General features: G+C 55.8%; 14 protein-coding genes. 6 read left to right on the top strand and 8 right to left on the bottom strand.

The window, feature by feature from the left end; genetic code table 11:
* Window positions 1-3: 3 nt before the first annotated feature.
* The 3 genes from WFN61_RS13910 to WFN61_RS13900 form a co-directional block, all read right to left on the bottom strand.
* Complete coding sequence (locus tag WFN61_RS13910) at window positions 4-1,398, bottom strand: glycoside-pentoside-hexuronide (GPH):cation symporter (protein WP_374543922.1); 1,395 nt, start codon at window positions 1,396-1,398, stop codon at window positions 4-6.
* Between the two features lie 116 nt (window positions 1,399-1,514).
* Window positions 1,515-2,525, bottom strand: coding sequence for a LacI family DNA-binding transcriptional regulator (locus tag WFN61_RS13905; protein ID WP_144815427.1), 1,011 nt, complete (start codon window positions 2,523-2,525; stop codon window positions 1,515-1,517).
* Between the two features lie 1,055 nt (window positions 2,526-3,580).
* On the bottom strand, window positions 3,581-3,994 hold the full coding sequence (locus tag WFN61_RS13900; RefSeq protein ID WP_337038801.1) for a hypothetical protein: 414 nt from the start codon (window positions 3,992-3,994) through the stop codon (window positions 3,581-3,583).
* Between the two features lie 277 nt (window positions 3,995-4,271).
* Between WFN61_RS13900 and WFN61_RS13895 the strand changes: the two genes are divergently transcribed.
* Window positions 4,272-4,481 (top strand): hypothetical protein, encoded by a 210-nt coding sequence (locus tag WFN61_RS13895; protein ID WP_312634127.1) that lies wholly within the window; start codon window positions 4,272-4,274, stop codon window positions 4,479-4,481.
* A 56-nt stretch (window positions 4,482-4,537) separates the two neighbouring features.
* Here the strand turns inward: WFN61_RS13895 and WFN61_RS13890 are convergent, their stop codons facing one another.
* The gene (locus WFN61_RS13890) at window positions 4,538-4,774 is read right to left on the bottom strand and encodes a DUF1272 domain-containing protein (protein WP_222887797.1); all 237 of its coding nucleotides are present in this window, start codon (window positions 4,772-4,774) and stop codon (window positions 4,538-4,540) included.
* Between the two features lie 116 nt (window positions 4,775-4,890).
* Between WFN61_RS13890 and WFN61_RS13885 the strand changes: the two genes are divergently transcribed.
* On the top strand, window positions 4,891-5,562 hold the full coding sequence (locus tag WFN61_RS13885; RefSeq protein WP_337038800.1) for an SOS response-associated peptidase: 672 nt from the start codon (window positions 4,891-4,893) through the stop codon (window positions 5,560-5,562).
* A 21-nt stretch (window positions 5,563-5,583) separates the two neighbouring features.
* Here WFN61_RS13885 and cybB read toward each other — a convergent pair whose 3' ends face one another.
* The 3 genes from cybB to WFN61_RS13870 form a co-directional block, all read right to left on the bottom strand.
* Window positions 5,584-6,114, bottom strand: a complete 531-nt coding sequence (cybB, locus tag WFN61_RS13880; protein ID WP_257757664.1) for a cytochrome b561 — start codon at window positions 6,112-6,114, stop codon at window positions 5,584-5,586.
* An 85-nt stretch (window positions 6,115-6,199) separates the two neighbouring features.
* Window positions 6,200-7,639: an aldehyde dehydrogenase gene (aldA, locus tag WFN61_RS13875; RefSeq protein WP_337038799.1), complete on the bottom strand. Its 1,440-nt coding sequence runs from the start codon at window positions 7,637-7,639 to the stop codon at window positions 6,200-6,202.
* A 135-nt stretch (window positions 7,640-7,774) separates the two neighbouring features.
* Window positions 7,775-8,578 carry a YdcF family protein gene (locus WFN61_RS13870; RefSeq protein WP_312175806.1) on the bottom strand — a complete coding sequence of 268 codons (804 nt, stop codon included), beginning with the start codon at window positions 8,576-8,578 and terminating at the stop codon, window positions 7,775-7,777.
* Window positions 8,579-8,738: 160 nt separating this feature from the next.
* On the opposite strand from WFN61_RS13870, the gene WFN61_RS13865 reads away from it, so the two are divergent.
* The 3 genes from WFN61_RS13865 to WFN61_RS13855 are packed head-to-tail and all read left to right on the top strand — an operon-like array spanning window position 8,739 to window position 12,907.
* Window positions 8,739-10,403: an MFS transporter gene (locus tag WFN61_RS13865; RefSeq protein ID WP_144815402.1), complete on the top strand. Its 1,665-nt coding sequence runs from the start codon at window positions 8,739-8,741 to the stop codon at window positions 10,401-10,403.
* Window positions 10,404-10,448: 45 nt separating this feature from the next.
* On the top strand, window positions 10,449-11,528 hold the full coding sequence (locus WFN61_RS13860; RefSeq protein ID WP_312282357.1) for an HlyD family secretion protein: 1,080 nt from the start codon (window positions 10,449-10,451) through the stop codon (window positions 11,526-11,528).
* Window positions 11,525-12,907, top strand: coding sequence for an efflux transporter outer membrane subunit (locus WFN61_RS13855; protein ID WP_337038798.1), 1,383 nt, complete (start codon window positions 11,525-11,527; stop codon window positions 12,905-12,907). The genes WFN61_RS13860 and WFN61_RS13855 overlap by 4 nt, the downstream gene beginning before the upstream one ends.
* Window positions 12,908-12,946: 39 nt before the next feature.
* Here WFN61_RS13855 and hrpA read toward each other — a convergent pair whose 3' ends face one another.
* Window positions 12,947-16,849, bottom strand: coding sequence for an ATP-dependent RNA helicase HrpA (hrpA, locus tag WFN61_RS13850; protein ID WP_257757669.1), 3,903 nt, complete (start codon window positions 16,847-16,849; stop codon window positions 12,947-12,949).
* 202 nt (window positions 16,850-17,051) lie between these two features.
* Here hrpA and azoR point away from each other — a divergent pair, with 202 nt between their 5' ends.
* Window positions 17,052-17,657 carry an FMN-dependent NADH-azoreductase gene (gene azoR, locus WFN61_RS13845; RefSeq protein WP_144815390.1) on the top strand — a complete coding sequence of 202 codons (606 nt, stop codon included), beginning with the start codon at window positions 17,052-17,054 and terminating at the stop codon, window positions 17,655-17,657.
* Window positions 17,658-17,692 lie beyond the last annotated feature (35 nt).

The raw sequence follows: 17,692 nt of genomic DNA, 5'->3' as shown, positions 1-17,692 counted from the left end.
CCTTTAAATAACAGAAAGTTCACGCTTTGCCAGGTCGACTTTGATTTTTTCGAGCAGCTGATTATCGAGTTTGAAATAACGTACCATCCAGGCGCTGATGAAATAGCTCACCATCGGTAGTAACGAGAACATGATAATTATGCCCTGAAGGGTTTGCGGGTTTTGCTGCGGCTGGTTAGCGACATAGCCGGTAAATGAGAGGATCCAGGCGACGATGGCGCCAGCAACGGCCAGGCCCATTTTTAGCATAAACAGATTGCCTGCAAATGAGATGCCGGTCAGCCGCTTGCCGTATTTCCAGTCACCGTAATCATCTACGTCGGACATCATGGCCCACAAAATAGGGCCAGACTGGATCAAATGCAGAATATTAATGACGATAAACAGGGATAACAGCGGCGTCAGCGATTGCGGATCAACAAACCACAGCGCGAACGACAGAACCCCGAGAATAATATTGATAATGCGAAACAGCTTTATTTTATCAAAGCGGTCGGTGAGCGGCTTGGCAATCACGCTGCCGAGCATATTACAGGCAACGCCCAGCGCCATAAAAAAGGTGACAAATCCCACCGAAGCGTGCATCACATAGGTAGCGTAGTAGATGGTCACCGCCCCGCGAATAAATGCCGGAAAAACGTTAAGGAACGTAATGGAGATCATCAGTAACCACTGGTCATTTTTGATGATATCTTTTAAATCCCGCATCAATGAGTCATTGGCTTTAACCGACACCACGCGCTCTTTAATGCTGGCGAAGCAGAACAGGAACATCAAGGTCGCCGCCCCGCCCATAATCATCATGGTCAGCTGAAAACCCGAGGCGCGATCGCCCTTTCCCAGCCATTCCGTCAGCGGCAGAATGGACGAAGAAACAATCAGCGTCGCCAACCCGTTAAGAAAGAATCGCCACGACAGGCAGCCCAGCCGCTCTTTCTGATTGAGGGTGATTACGCCGGCTACGGAGCAGTACGGGATATTTATCGCGGTATAAATAAGCGACATCACCAGATAGGTCACCCAGGCATAAATAATTTTGCCGCTCATGCTGAGATCGGGCGTGGTAAACATCACAACCGCGCCCAATCCAAAGGGCACTGCCATCCATAATAGCCATGGGCGAAATTTACCCCAACGAGAGGCCGTACGATCGCATATGGCCCCCATCACCGGATCGCTAAAAGCATCGAATATACGGATCACCAGAAATAAGGTGCCTACCACCCCGGCATCCAGCCCATAGACATCGGTATAAAACCAGGTCAAATAGAGAGCCAGCACGCTCCAGATCATACAGGAGCCGGCATCTCCCATACCGTATCCCACCTTTTCTTTCACGCTCAGCTTCTCATAAACGCTGTGCTTTTGTGTTGTCGTTACCGATATAGTTGCAGACATAGCGTGGCCTACCTCTTTTTTGCGCAGTCGTAAACGCCGGGCATAGGTCATCAGACCTGTACCGTGCGGGTATAATGTCAGGAATAAATTTTGTCAGGCGAAAGCGAATAACCTCATCACAGCGTAGTGATAGTAAGCCTGACGCTGCTCTCACGAATAATGAGCCGAGAAACAATCTCGACCATATCGATACTTTCCTGTTGGTTTTTATTCTTTACTATCTGAAACGCCAGGTGCGCAATTTCATTTATTGGCTGCGCAACGCTGGTTATTTTTTGAGTTTGCGCCAGAACCGTATTATCAAAGCTGGCGATGGCAATATCATCCGGAACCGTTATGCCCTGCGCTTTCAGGCCGTCAATAATATAGCAGGCGGCAACGTCGTTATAGACCAGCAGGCAGGTACAGCGAGACGGATCGTTTTTCAGCTTATCGATAATCACATCCAGGTTATGGATATGCCCGGAGGTTTTCTCCCCTTCCCCTTTACCGATCCAGAATTGATGCGCCAGCGCCAGCTGCAGTCCATGGCCGGTAATTTTCTTGCTGTAGGCCGAGACTTTACGATTATCTACCCCCTCCTGAGCGATAAACCCAAAGGCGGTATGTCCGGTATGGATAAAATGCGCTGCGATACTCTCTGCCCCTTTGGTCTGGTTAATAGATACCGAATGAAAAAACCGCGACACCTGCGTCACCACGGCGACGGGTATTTTCGTGGCGCTGAGCCATTCAGACAGCTCTGCCTCTGCGTCGGTGGGCACCCACAGCAGGCTATCGATACCCATTCCGATAAGGCTATGAATAGTGTGTTTATCCTGCTGCGGCTGATTCTGATGCGTTTTAACAATCACCGATTTGCCAATATATCTGGCCTCCTCTTCAAAGGTGGCCAGCAATTCGCAGAAATGCGGATTTACCAGATTGGGCAAGACCACGCCGATCAGACCAGAACATTTTCCGTTGAGCTGTACGGCGCTTTTCATTGGCACATAGCAGAGAAAATCCATGGCGTCCCGTACCGCCTGGCGCGTTTCCGGGATCACGCCCGGATGATTGTTTAGCACGCGTGATACGGTAGCGGTAGATACGCCAGCTTTTTTTGCTACGTCTTTCAGGGATGCCATAAGCCGTTACTGTTTCTCAATTTCACGTGCAGTAACTATAGAGTGTGACGGAGGTCAAAAATGTAAGCCAGTTCACATGTCTTCTCGTTACATTAGCACACGGATCCGGCTCTCATTTTTTTGTTAATTTTTACTGCCTATTTGCATTTCATAAACCATCACGCAGGAAGCCCGGCATCTTTCAACCCACATCAAAAAGATAATTCCTCTACTACACTATTTCCATATGTGATTGTTACGTGAGTTATGCGGAAATATTGGCTATATAGGCAAACAACCGCCCAGCTTGCGGAGTTTTTAATCCATTTCTTATCTGCTCTGAAACATCTACCCGTAGCGCGATCGTTCCACACGAACAGACTAAGATGATGCCCGTAGAGAGAAACGCAGCATACATCAACGTTTGCTCCGCCTTATATTTCCAGCATAAATTGTCCTATATCAAAAAGAAATGTGTAACTTTGTAAACCACTATAAATTAAAGATATTTTTTCAAAGAAATTTAAGGTATAACAAAAATCATTGACACCTTAACTCAAACTGCTACATTTTTAGTCACATGCAGTGACTATTGTTTTTGCAGCTGTAAGCGTTTTTATTATTGCGATTCAGTGTTGTCAAAAGGAGAAAACATGGAATGGAAAATCATCGACTCGCTAGCCAGTCCGGGCACTGGGACCTTCTTTGCCGCGGTATCCTCATCCCGGAGCTTAAAATTGATATTGTGGTACAGAAGTGATTTCTTCTTACGATCTGGACACTCTATTTCAACAAGTAATATCGGTTTTGCAATCAATGGTCGGCTCAAAAAAATCAATATTATACATGCGTTCCCTTTTAATACTGAATTGTGGACCAGGTTTATCAAAACGACGCATTGCCCTGGAAATTCACCCGACTTTAATGGCCCCTGCTTAAATAGTTCCTCATGCCAGTTTAAACAATGTCCGTATGAGATCAAAAAACATCTCTCATCGTAATTAAATAGTTATTGAATTACATATAGGACTGATACAATCAACCCACACGAGTGTGGGTTGATTAATCATTTACAATTAATGGGTCGATGGATAGATACCAAAGTCACCGTCTGTCGCATATCCGATACGAAACGTCAGTGTACTGCCTGCATCCACCTCCGCAGACTGCTCGCTCATGCTCCCCGCACAGAAGTCTTTCGGCAAGGTACTGATGACATACTCCCCCGGCGTTGGATAGACAATGACTTCCTGTGAGGTATCTAAATCGGCTACCGGTTTGCCATTAATATAGACACGGCTTAAGCACGAATTACCTGTAAAGCTCCCGTCGCGCTTGATCACCACCGCGCCGCTGTCCCTCTTTTTCACCAGAAGCTGTGGAGCAAGAATTTGTTTCTCCGGCGCGAGCTTCGCCTGTTGATCAGACCCAGATTTGGGCGTACAGCCCACCAGACCAATAATCACTGCCACTACAAGCATTGTTTTCATTTGTTAGCAGTCCCATGTTTACAAGAAATGACCTCAACGTAATGTGCTACTGCGAACGTCGGCATTGATAATAAAAAAGCCGCCTTGAGGCGGCTATCATGCTTTCATGCGAGTTCCGAACCCGGTCATCGCCTGTTTGGTGAAGCAACACTGAACAGTGCCCGCGAATAGATGCGATATACCTTCGACAGCGTTAGAATTTTCTGGTTTCCGCTGCAAAAGTAGACAACTCCGGTACACTTAAGGTCGTTATGCAACCAATAAGAGGAGACGTCTGATGGCCACAGCTAAAGCGTACGATCTTGATCAGGCATACCAGCTACTCAACTCCGGTAAACACCGGGAGGTTGAGCTGGATTTCGACATTGATACCGATGCTTTTTTCCAGATTGCCGACGAGTATGGAAGTAAGGGTGCAGAGATAAAGCGATCTAATAATCACTTTGTTATCAAGTTAGAATCTTTAACTATCCCCTCTTTAAATTAAGCATGTATCTCTACCAGCAGGCGCGGTTCCGGCCTGCTGTTTTTAAACCCATCATCTTACGCGCAGCCTTCAGGTTTAAAAATGCGTGCCGTGGCGGCAGGGTTATTGATGAGCTTCTCTGCCGCCCTGCGCGGTCTCCTCACCAGCTCGCCGCCGCAGTTCGGGCAGCGCATCGCCATCTTTTCTGCGCAGCTTGCGCAAAACGTACACTCAAACGAACAGATCAGCGCCCCGGTAGCGTCCGGAAGCAGATCGCTATTGCAGCACTCGCAGTTGGGTCTTAGCTCCAGCATAAGGCGATCCTCAATGGCTATGGACAAAAGGCGTAGGTATTAATCGCTATTTATATACCAGGCGCTGTCATCTCGCATCCCCCTCTATACTCTCTGTATTGAAACTGGAGGCTTATATGTGCGGACGATTTGCTCAGGCGCAGGCACGCGAAGAGTATTTAACGCTTTTTGCCGATCACGCAGAACGCGATATCCCGTTCGATCCCGAACCCATCGGGCGATATAACGTTGCGCCTGGAACAAAGGTGCTTTTACTGAGCGAGCGTGACGACAAGCTGGGGCTGGATCCGGTTCACTGGGGCTATGCGCCGGGCTGGTGGAACAAACCGGCGCTGATTAACGCTCGCGTCGAGACTGCCGCCACCAGCAGAATGTTCAAGCCGCTATGGCAGCACGGTCGCGCCGTCTGCTTTGCCGATGGCTGGTTTGAGTGGAAAAAAGAGGGCGACAAAAAACAGCCTTACTTTATCCACCGCAGCGACGGGCAGCCGATTCTGATGGCGGCCATCGGCAGCGCGCCGTTTGAACGCGGTGATGAAAACGAAGGCTTTCTGATTGTCACTGCCGCGGCAGATAAAGGTCTGGTTGATATCCACGCTCGGCGGCCGCTGGTGCTGACGCCGGAGGCCGCCCGGGAGTGGATGCGGCAGGAGGTCAGCGGTAAAGAGGCGGAAGACATCGCCAAAGATGGCGCGGTTCCGGCGGAGATGTTCATCTGGCACCCGGTCACCCGGGCGGTGGGAAACATTAAAAATCAGGGGCCGGAGATGATCGAGCCTGTAGAGTAATGACTCACCCCGGCCCCCTTGCTAGCGCCGCTTGCCAGGCATCATGCGCAGCAGCGTATCGTCTTTCCAGACGTAGTGATGCACCAGCGCGGCGGCGGCGTGCAGGCCGATCGCGTAGTAGCCCAGCGTCGCCAGGGTAACGTGCCAGCTTTTCAGGGTATCCACCAGATCGAAGTTTGCTTCGCTGGCGTGGGGCATCGTGATGCCGAAGGCAAACCAGTTATTACCGCGATTCCACATCATCAGCAGGCCGATAATCGGCAGGGCGATAAACAGAAGAGTGATAATCAAATGTCCGAGATGCGCCAGCCCGGTCATCATCGCCTTCGGTTTTGGGGTAATCAGCGGCGCGGGATATTTCAGGCGTACCAGCAGACGCGCCACCATCAGCACCAGAATGGAGATCCCACAGGAGACGTGCACCATATTGATCAGCGGACGGTCGCTACGGGGGAAAAACCCGCGAAACTCCATCGCGCAGTAGGCTACTACCACCAGCAAAAATACCAGCCAGTGAATGGTTATTTGTAACCCGGAATATTTGCTGCGCATCAGATTTTCCTTATCTAAAACAATAAAAAAGCAAACATACCGGGCTTTGATTAAAAGTGCATTAATTTTTCCCTGACCGAGTCATTCAGGATTGCAGATAGACCACCTGCGTTTGCAGATACTCGTTCAGGCCATGCCGTCCGTCGGCACCACCGATACCGGATTTACGCCAGCCAGCATGGAACCCCTGTATCGCCTCAAAGTTCTCGCGGTTAACGTAGGTCTCGCCAAACTTCAGCCCCTTGATCGCTTTCATGGCGGTATTGAGGTTTTGCGTATAGATCGAGGAGGTCAACCCATACTCGCTGTCATTAGCCATCTCCAGCGCCTCTTCCAGGGTATCAAAGACCACCACCGGCAGCACCGGGCCGAAGGTCTCCTCATGCATAATGGTCATATCCTGACGCACGTCCAGCAGCAGCGTCGGCGGATAGAAATAGCCACTGCCCTCTACCGCTTTACCACCGAGCGCAATCTTCGCTCCCTGCTCTACGGCACCGGCTACCTTCTGCTCAACGCGGGCCAGCGCGGCGGCGTTGATCAGCGGCCCCATCGCAATGTCGTTGCGGGTAGCAGGATCGCCATACTCAACGGCATTCATCGCCTCGCCCAGGCGGTTAACGAAGCGATCGTAGATGCCCTTCTGGACGTAGACGCGTTCGGCGCAGTTACAGACCTGCCCGGTATTGATCACCCGTGAGTCAACGATAGCTTTCACCGCCAGCTCCAGATCGGCATCGTCCATCACGATGGCAGGCGCTTTACCACCCAGCTCCAGGCACACCTTGGTGATATTTTTCGCCGCCGCCGCCATGATCTTCTCCCCGGCCCCGACGCTGCCGGTCATGCTGACCATCGCCACTTTCGGGTTACCCGCCAGCTCCTGGCCGACGGTTTCTCCGCGGCCAAGCACCAGGTTAAACACGCCGCGCGGCAGGCCAATGCTGTCGACAATTTTGGCAAAGGCGATGGCGTTGTTAGGCGTAAACTCGCTCGGCTTAATGACGATGGTATTGCCCGTTATCAGGGCCGGAGCCAGCTTGCGGGCAATCAGGAAGAAGGGGAAGTTCCACGGCAGGATGCCGGTGGTGACGCCTAACGCGCGTTTAAAGACCAGAATGTTCTCGCCGGGGCGGTCGCTCTGTAGGATCTCACCTTCGTAACGGCGCGCCCACTCGGCCATATACTCAATATAATCAGCGGTAAAGGCGACCTCGACCTCGGCCAGCTGCTGGATTTTACCACCCTCCTCTACAATCAGGGCGCTGATTTCCCTGGCCTGCTCACGAATGCCCGCCGCGATTTTCCGCAGCCACCCGGCACGCTCAATGGCTGGCAGCGCCTCCCATGCTGGCTGGGCGCGGGCGGCGGCATCGATGGCTTTACGCGCATCGTCCGCCGTACCGTCAGGGATGCGTGAGATGAGCGCTTCGGTCGCCGGGTTGACAACGTCAATCCAGGCCTCGCCCTGCCAGGTGACAAACTGTCCATCGATATACATCGGGTGCTGTACGGGTGCTGTCATGCGCTGCTCCTGTAATGGTATTGTTTTTAACAAGTAAATATGTTGTTAAAATCTACAGGCGTACTGAATAATTCCCATAGCTACAGGCGGAATTTGTGAGTGAACTCATAATAAACAGCACCGTACATCAACCCTTTATATTAGCGAACGCGCTTGCAGGGTGGGAATGAGCGTCTCATCCGCCAGGATCATTTCTCCCGCGTGCGCAATCTCATCAGGTATATCAACGTGAACTATAAAATCGCGTCCGTTCGGGCCATAGCCCTGGCTGTCATCGCGCAGCCGAGCCAGCTCGCCGGGGATCAGCGACAAATAGCGATCGATAGGCCAGAGCCCGTCGCTCTTGGGCTGGAAGCGCAGGCCATGGCTACCGTTCTCGAGTATCGGCGTAAAGCCAGGGTAGCTGACACAGAAGGTGTCGCTGTGGTTGTCCGCCAGCACGCGGGCGAAGGTAGCCATCGTTCGACGCTGCATGGTGGGGTCCTGTACGATCACCAGCGTATTTAGCGGAATACCGCGCTCGCGAAGCAGTGCCAGAGAGAAACGGGCGTTTTCTCCGCAGTTGGTTGACCGCTCCTCCAGGATCAGTTTCTCGGGCGGAATTTTCCAGAACTGACGGGCGATATCACCAATAATGGCCGCCTCAGTACGTCCGGTGGTGCGCACCTTGTTATAGCGCGGGTGGCGGGCAATCGCCGAATAGAGGAAGGACGTGGAGTGGCCGATGCCGCCGCTGATGACCAGCGGTAACTTATGGGCTGCAGCCAGCTCACAGGCAGCGTCAATCGTGGGCATTACCGCATTGCCTGCCAGAATGATGCAGTCGGCCTGAGCAGGGAGCGGTTTACCGTCGAACTCATTTTGCGCCAGCCAGCGCCCCAGGGCGTTCACTGCTGCCAGCGTCTTTTCTGGCAGAGCCGGAAAGCGGGTCATAAACATCGTCACCTCCTGTAGGATATATCGTTACAGGGTAACAAAGCCCGAGGCAAAGAAAAGGCGATCTCTCCTAATCGCTGATTTCCCTTTATTCATTAATCTGCTAAATATTCACTATCATAAGTACACTAACCTAATGCAGACCGCTTGATGTCAACACGCTATGGATGACCAACAGCCAACGAAACGCGATCCCTATGCACCGCGTGAATGGGCTCCGCATGAAAAACCGATGCTGCTGGGGTCCCCCTCAACGCCGCTTCACCCCGTTCCGAAACGTATTGCCTACGGTATTGTAGGACTGCTGGTGTGCCTGACCGGCGCGCTGGGCAATGCGATGGTATCTGCCAACCTGCAAAATTTACAGGGCACCTTTGCCGCCTGGTCCACCGAGATCGCCTGGCTACCGGCGGTTTACGTCATGACCAACGTCTCGATCAACCTGCTGCTGGTCAAATTTCGCCAGCAGTATGGCCTGCGCGCCTTTACCGAAGGGTTCCTGGTGCTCTACGTGCTGGTGACCTTTTTCCACCTTTTCGTCAACGATCTTAGCTCGGCGATCATGGTGCGGGCGGCGCACGGCATGGTGGCGGCGGCCCTCAGCTCGCTGGGGATCTATTATCAGATTCAGGCCTGGCCTGCCCGCCACCGTCTTAAGGCGTTAACCATTGGTATCACCGGCTCATCGCTGGCGATCCCCATGGCAAGGCTCTTCTCTACCGAGCTGCTGCAAACCGACGAGTGGCGCGGGCTGTACCTGTTTGAGCTGGGGCTGGCGCTGGTCTCCCTTGCCTGCGTGATCATGCTTAAGCTGCCGCCGGGCGATCGCAAAAAAGTGTTTGAGAAAAAGGACTTTATCACCTTCATGCTGTTTGCCCCCGGCATGGCCCTGCTCTGTGCGGTGCTGTCGCTGGGGCGGCTGGAGTGGTGGTTCGAAACACCGTGGCTCGGCTGGGCGCTGGCGGGGGCGCTGGTGTTGATCGTTAGCGCCATCGTCTTTGAGCACAACCGCAGCAACCCGCTGCTTAATACGCGCTGGCTCTCCAGCGGCAGCATCGTGCGGCTGGGGCTGATTATGATCTTGATCCGCATCGTGCTGGCGGAGCAGAACAGCGGTGCCATCGGCTGGCTACAGTATATCGGCCTGCAAAACGAGCAGATGACCAACCTGGCCTGGGCGATTTTTGCCGGCATCGTCTGCGGCATCGTCGCCAGCTGCCTGACCATCAAGCCCCAGCGGCTGGCCTGGCCGATTGTGACCTCGCTGGCGGTGATGATCGTCGCCTCCCTGCTCGACAGCCACTCCACCAGCCTGACCCGCGCCAACCAGTTTATGGTGAGCCAGTTCCTGCTGGGCTTTGGCAGCGCGTTCTTCCTTGCCCCGGCGATGCTGGCGGGTATCGGCAGCGTGGTTACCGAGCCGCGTAACCTGGTAAGCTTCTCGGTGCTGTTTGGCATGAGCCAGAACCTCGGCGGCCTGCTTGGCTCGGCGGTGCTGGGCACCTTCCAGGTCTGGCGGGAGAAGTATCACTCCAGCCTGCTGGCGGATCAGCTTACCACGCTCGACCCACTGGTAACCGAGCGCATTCAGCTCTATACCCAGCAGTACCAAAATGTGATTGGCGACAGCACCCTGCTCAGCGCCCAGGCTATCGCCCAGCTACAAAACGTCAGCGCTATCGAAGCAAATATTCTTGCTTATAACGATACGTATATGCTGACCGCTACCGTTGCCGCCGCCACCCTGCTGTGGATCCTATGGCGACTGCTGCGGCTGCGTATTACCGCCCGTTTGGCCCTAAAAAAAGCAGTGAACACCCCAAAATAGAATTGGAAGCGCATTAATGAGAGCAGTGTTACAACAGGAGTGGTTATGAGTCAGCAGGATGCCGCTAAAGAGCAGGCACATACCCGCAGCAATCTGCGGGTGGTTTCGATTTTTGCCGCCGCCGCTATTGGCATCGTGGGCGTACTGGTGATCCTCTACGCCTGGCAGCTACCGCCGTTTACTCGCCATACCCAGTTTACCGATAACGCCTACGTGCGCGGCCAGACCACCTTTATCAGCCCGCAGGTTAACGGCTATATCACCGAGGTGAAGGTGCAGGACTTTGCCATAGTAAAGCGCGGCGATCTGCTGGTGCAGATTGACGATCGCATCTACAAGCAGCGGGTACACCAGGCCGAGGCCCAGCTAGCGATGAAGGTGGCGGCACTTAACAATAACCTCCAGCAGCGCAAAAGCGCCGAGGCGGTGATCAAGCGTAACGAGGCGGCACTGCAAAATGCCCAGGCGCAAAACCAGAAGTCGCAGGCAGATCTACGCCGGGTGAAAAACCTCACGGCAGATGGTTCTCTGTCGATTCGTGAGCGCGATGCGGCGCTGGCCAGCGCAGCGCAGGGCAACGCCGATATTGCGCAGGCCCGGGCCACGCTTGAGACATCCCGCCAGGATCTGCAAACGGTTATCGTCAACCGTGCGGCACTGCAGGCCGACGTGGAAAATGCTCAGGCGGCGCTGGAGCTGGCGCAAATCGATCTGCAAAACACCCGCATCGTCGCCCCGCGCGACGGTCAGCTGGGGCAGATGGCAGTACGGCTCGGTGCCTATGTGACGGCGGGCACGCACCTGACCTCACTGGTTCCCTCCCAGCGCTGGGTTATCGCTAACCTGAAAGAGACGCAGCTCGCTAATGTTCACACCGGCTTGCCCGTACGCTTTACCGTCGATGCGCTGAACAACCAAGCTTTCTCTGGTCGTGTGGAATCTATCTCCCCGGCCACCGGGGTCGAGTTCAGCGCGATCTCACCGGATAACGCCACCGGCAACTTTGTGAAGATTGCCCAACGTATTCCGGTCCGCATTGCGGTCGAGGGGAATGCAGAGCAGATCGCACGCCTGCGTCCCGGCATGTCGGTACAGGTGCATATTGATACCCGGGAGGCGAAATGAGACCGTTTCGCCCCGCGCTGCTGGCGCTCTGCGTTGCGCTGGCAGCCTGTCAGTCGGTTGACGTCCAGCCCGCGAAGCCCAGCCTGAAGATCCCCGCCCAGTGGCGCAGCACCGTAGGGCCAGCCAGCCAGGCCGAGGCGGTCTGGTGGCGAAATTTCCATGACAGCCAGCTCAACCACTATGTAGACCAGGCCCTGCGCTATAACAGCGATATCCTGATCGCCCGCGAGCGGGTCAATGAGTATCAGGCGCGGGTGTATGGCGCTGAGGGTAGCCTGTTCCCGACCCTGGATGCAGGTCTTAGCGGCACGCGCGCACAAACGCAGTCCGCAGCCACCGGGCGTCCAGTTTACAGCACGCTCTATCGGGGCAATCTCTCTGCCAGCTACGATGTGGATCTGTGGGGGGCCAACCGCAGCACCGCCAGAGCCGCCCAGGCCTCACTGGAAGCCCAGCAGGCTGCGGCGGCAGCAGCAAATCTGACCGTGGCGTCGTCGGTAGCAACGGGGTACGTAACGCTGCTTTCGCTCGATGAGCAGCTGCGCGTCACCCAGTCAACGCTGAAGGCGCGAGAAGAGGCGTTTACCCTCGCCCAGCGCCAATACGAGGCGGGCTATAGCTCGCGACTGGAGCTGATGCAGTCGGACTCCGAGCTGCGTGCTACCCGGGCGCAGATCCCGCAGCTCCAGCATCAGATTAACGAGCAGGAGAACGCCCTGAGCGTGCTGATTGGCGACAACCCAGGCGGCATCCGGCGCAGCGACGAGTTTGATAAATTAACCCCGCTGCGCATCCCCGGCCAGCTCCCCTCCTCGCTGCTCAACCGCCGGCCAGATATCGTTCAGGCGCAGCGGGAGCTGATCGCTGCCGACGCCAGCCTGGCGGTCTCGCAGGCGAACCTGCTGCCCTCTCTGAACCTGACGGCGGGCGGTTCGGTGCAGGATGATACTCTGGCGGGGTTACTCGATAATCCGCTGCGGCTGTGGAGCGTCGGCGGGAGCATTCTTGCCCCGCTACTCAACCGTCAAGCGTTGAATGCGCAGGTGGATGTCTCTCAATCCCAGCGCAACCAGGCGCTCTATGGCTATGAGCGCACGGTGCGTAACGCCTTTAAAGAGGTAAACGACAGCCTGGACGCCATTGCTCGCTTACAGGAGCAGCTGGTCGAGCTGCAGGGGCAGGTGGAGGTGGCAGACGAAACGCTGCGCATCGCGCAGAATCGCTACCAGAACGGCTACTCCTCCTATCTGGACGTGCTGGATGCCCAGCGCACGCTCTTCTCGGCCCAGCTCAACGTGGTCCAGGTGAAGAACAGCGTGCTGCTGGCACAGATCGACCTTTATCGGGCATTAGGGGGTGGTTGGGCGGGTCAATCCTAAATCGCAGGCCCGGTTAGCAAAGCGCCACCGGGCCTGCCGTTAGCCGGAGATCTGTTCCATCGCCTGCAGGATACGCTTATCTGAAATCGGATACGGGGTCCCCAGCTGCTGAGCAAAGAAGCTCACCCGCAGCTCCTCGATCATCCAGCGGATCGCCTGTACGTCATCATCGTTGCGGCGGGCGGGCGGCAGCTTGTTCAACCACTGCTGCCACGCCTGCTGCACCTGCTCCACCTTCAGCATCTGCGCGCGATCGCGATGCGGATCTACCGCCAGCTTCTCCAGCCGTTTTTCGATGGCCTGCAGATAACGCAGGGTATCGCCCAGGCGGCTAAAACCGTTGCCGGTGACAAAGCCGCGATAGACCAGCCCCGACATCTGCGCTTTTACGTCCGACAGCCCCAGCGCCATGGTCATATCCACGCGACCTTTCAGACGCTTGTTGATATTGAACACCGCGGTCAGGATCTGCTCAACCTGCTTGGCAATCTCCACTACCGTCTCGTTCAGCTCGGCGCGTACCTTCTCATGCAGCGCCGCGAAGCCCTCTTCTGTCCATACCGGGCCACCTGCCTCGTGAATCAGCTTATCGACGCCACAGGCGATACAGTCGTCGATCAGATCCAGCACTTTGCCGTAGGGGTTAAAGTAGAGCCCCAGCTTGGCTTTGTTAGGCAGCTTCTCGTGCAGATACTTAATCGGCGACGGGATATTAAGCAGCAGCAGCCGACGCAGGCCGCGCCACATGGCCTGCTCCTGCTCAAGCGGGTTATCAAATAATTTGATCGCCACGCTGTCGCGCTCGTCCACCAGCGCTGGCCACGCCTTCACCTTATAATTACCGCGCTTCTGCTCATAGCTCTGGGCGAGGGTGCCGAAGCTCCAGATATGCAGCCCGCTCTGCTCGATGCCGTCATCAGCCACCGCCGACAGCGTCTCCTGCACTTTGCCCTTCAGGCTCTCCTTCAGCGCCGTCAGGTCACGCCCCTCTTGCAGCTTGCGGTTTTTGTCATCCACTACGCGGAAGCTGATCTTCAGATGGTCAGGCACCTGCTCCCACTGCCACGCGTCGCGATCGACGGTAACGCCGGTCATGCGGCGCAGCTCGCGCTCCAGGGCATCCAGCAGCGGCAGCTCAAGCGGCGTGACGCGGCCCAGAAACGCCTCGGCATAGTTAGGCGCGGGTACAAAGTTACGTCGGATCGGTTTCGGCAGCGACTTGATCAGGGCGATAATCAACTCCCGGCGCAGACCGGGGATCTGCCACTCGAAACCGCTCTCCTCCACCTGGTTGAGCAGCGGCAGCGGAATGTGCACCGTCACGCCGTCGGCGTCCGCGCCCGGCTCAAACTGGTAGCTCAGACGCAGCTTCAGGTTGCCCTGATGCCAGAAGTTGGGGTAGTCCAGCTTGCTGACCTGCTCCGCGCCCTCTTTAATCAGCATGCTCTTTTCAAAGTTGAGCAGATCCGGCGTTTCGCGGCTGGCCTTTTTCCACCAGCTGTCAAAGTGGCGGGCAGAAACGGCGTCGACGCTAATGCGCTGGTCGTAAAACTCAAACAGCGTGTCGTCATCCACCAGAATGTCTCGGCGGCGCGACTTATGCTCCAGCTCTTCGATCTCGGTGCGCAGCTTCAGGTTCTCGCGGAAGAAGGCGTGCCGGGTCTGCCAGTCGCCCTCCACTAACGCATGGCGGATAAACAGTTCGCGGCTGAGCGCCGGGTCGATCTGGCTGTAGTTGACCTTGCGCGCGGCGACCACCGGCAGGCCGTAGACGGTGACTTTTTCCGTTGCCATCACCGCGCCCTGGGCCCGCTCCCAGTGCGGCTCGCTGTACGAGCGCTTGAGCAGATGCTGAGCCACCGGCTCGACCCACTCGGGATCGATACGTGCGGCGATACGCCCCCACAGGCGGCTGGTCTCTACCAGCTCGGCAACCATCGTCCACTTTGGCGGCTTCTTAAACAGCCCAGAGCCGGGGAAGATAGAGAACCGGGCGTTGCGCGCGCCGGTAAACTCCTGTTTGTCGGCATCCTTCATGCCGATATGCGACAGCAGGCCGGTAAGCAGCGCGATATGAATTTCGCGGTACTCTGCCGGCTCGCTGTTAACCGCAATACCCAGCTCTTTTACTACCTGGCGCAGCTGGGTATAGATATCCTGCCACTCGCGTACCCGCAGGTAGTTGAGGTAGTCGGTGCGGCACAGACGGCGGAACTGGTTCGACGACAGCGCTTTCTGCTGTTCGCCAAGGTAGTTCCACAGGTTCACAAAGGCGAGGAAGTCAGACTCTTTGTCATGGAAGCGGCGATGTTTTTCATCGGACGCCTGCTGCTTGTCCATTGGCCGCTCGCGCGGATCCTGAATAGAGAGCGCAGAGGTGATGATCATTGCCTCGCGCACGCAGCCCAGCTTCTGCGCCTCCAGCACCATACGGGCCAGACGCGGATCCACCGGAAGCTGTGACAGCTGGCGTCCCTGGGCGGTAAGCTTGTAGGCGGTCTGGCTCTCATCGGTAGTGATGGCCCCCAGCTCCTCCAGCAGGCGCACGCCGTCCTGAATGTTGCGCTTATCCGGTGCTTCAACAAACGGGAAGGCAGCGATGTCGCCCAGCCCGAGGGCGGTCATCTGCAAAATCACCGACGCGAGGTTGGTGCGCAGGATCTCTGGGTCGGTAAACTCCGGCCGCGAGAGGAAGTCGTCCTCGGAGTAGAGACGAATACAGATCCCCTCGGACACGCGGCCGCAGCGCCCTTTACGCTGGTTGGCCGACGCCTGTGAAACCGGCTCAATCGGCAGACGCTGCACCTTGGTACGGTAGCTGTAGCGGCTGATACGCGCCGTACCCGGATCGATCACATACTTAATGCCCGGCACGGTAAGCGAGGTTTCCGCTACGTTGGTAGCCAGCACAATGCGCCGTCCGCCGTGGGGCTGGAAGACGCGGTTTTGCTCGCTGTTCGACAGACGCGCATAGAGCGGCAGCACCTCGGTATGGCGCAGGTTGAGTTTGTTTAACGCGTCGGCAGTGTCGCGGATCTCCCGCTCGCCGCTCATAAAGATCAGGATATCCCCGGGACTTTCGCGTCCCAGCTCGTCAACCGCATCAAAAATAGCCTGGAGCTGATCGCGCTCGGTATCATCCGCCTCTTCGACGATAGGACGATAGCGCACCTCCACCGGGAACGTACGGCCTGAAACTTCGATAATCGGCGCGTTGTTAAAGTGACGCGAGAAGCGTTCCGGATCGATGGTCGCCGAGGTGATGATGATCTTCAGATCCGGGCGCTTGGGCAGCAGCTCTTTAAAGTAGCCCAGCAGAAAATCGATATTCAGGCTGCGCTCGTGGGCCTCATCGATGATGATGGTGTCGTACTGCATCAGCAGGCGATCCTGCTGGATCTCAGCCAGCAGAATACCGTCGGTCATTAGCTTGACCATGGTGTTCTCACTGACGTGATCGCTAAAGCGCACCTTATAGCCAATCGCACCGCCCGGCTCGCTTTTCAGCTCTTCGGCAATACGGTTTGCCACGGTTCGCGCCGCCAGACGTCGCGGCTGAGTATGGCCGATCAGGCCCTTAACGCCTCGCCCCAGCTCCATGCAGATTTTTGGCAGCTGGGTAGTTTTGCCCGACCCGGTCTCACCCGCAACAATCGTCACCTGGTTGTCGCGGATGGCCTCCAGAATGTCCTGCTTCTTCTGGCTGACCGGCAGATTCTCTGGATAGCTAATTTCCGGACGCGATGTCGCGCGCCGCTCAACGACGGCCGCAGCCTGAGCGATCTCCTGGGTCATCTCGCGCAGGATGGCCTGCTGAGCTTCAGGATTTTTAACCTTCTTCACGCCGTGCAGACGACGGGCGAAGCGCTGCCGGTCGCGGAGCATGAGGTTATCGAGGTGAGTGTTGAGGTCGGCGAAGGACAATTTCTGTTGTTCTGTCATAGTGTTATCGGGCAATAGGCTGCCGGAAGAATCTCGCTTTTACGTTGAGTGTAGAGTACCACATCCGTTCTCGCTTTGACTTATTCAAAAAATTCGAATGTAGGCTTCGATATATTGCGCTATTCAAGACGCTGATTTGTGAATAAAGTGACAAGCAATTATTTGGGGGCGAACCTCATCAAATACAACAAAGGAAACACCCATGAGCAAAGTATTAGTTCTTAAATCCAGTATTCTGGCAGGGTACTCGCAGTCTGGTCAGCTGGCTGATTATCTGGTTGATCAGTGGCGCGAGAAGAACAGCGCGGATGAGATCACCGTGCGTGACCTGGCGGCTAACCCGATTCCGGTACTGGACGGTGAGTTGGTTGGCGCGCTGCGCCCAAGCGATGCGCCGCTGACCCCGCGTCAGCAGGAAGCGCTGGCCCTCTCCGATGAGCTGATTGCCGAGCTGAAAGCGCATGACGTGATTGTGCTGGCGGCCCCGATGTATAACTTCAACATCCCGACCCAGCTGAAGAACTACTTTGACCTGGTTGCCCGTGCAGGCGTGACCTTCCGCTACACCGAAAACGGTCCGGAAGGCCTGGTGACCGGCAAACGTGCGGTTGTGCTCTCCAGCCGTGGCGGCATCCATAAAGATACCCCGTCTGACCTGATCGCCCCGTACCTGAAGCTGTTCCTCGGCTTCATCGGTATCACCGACGTGAACTTCGTGTTCGCCGAAGGCATCGCCTACGGCCCGGAAGTGGCGACCAAAGCCCAGGCCGACGCGAAAGCTGCTATCGACAGCATCGTTACCGCCTAAGCATTTTCCCCTTCTGCTACGGCAGAGGGGGTATT

It is taken from the genome of Pseudescherichia sp. AS216, assembly GCF_037152055.1.
Taxonomy (GTDB): Bacteria; Pseudomonadota; Gammaproteobacteria; order Enterobacterales; family Enterobacteriaceae; genus Pseudescherichia.
This window is presented reverse-complemented; position numbering and strand designations above follow the sequence as displayed.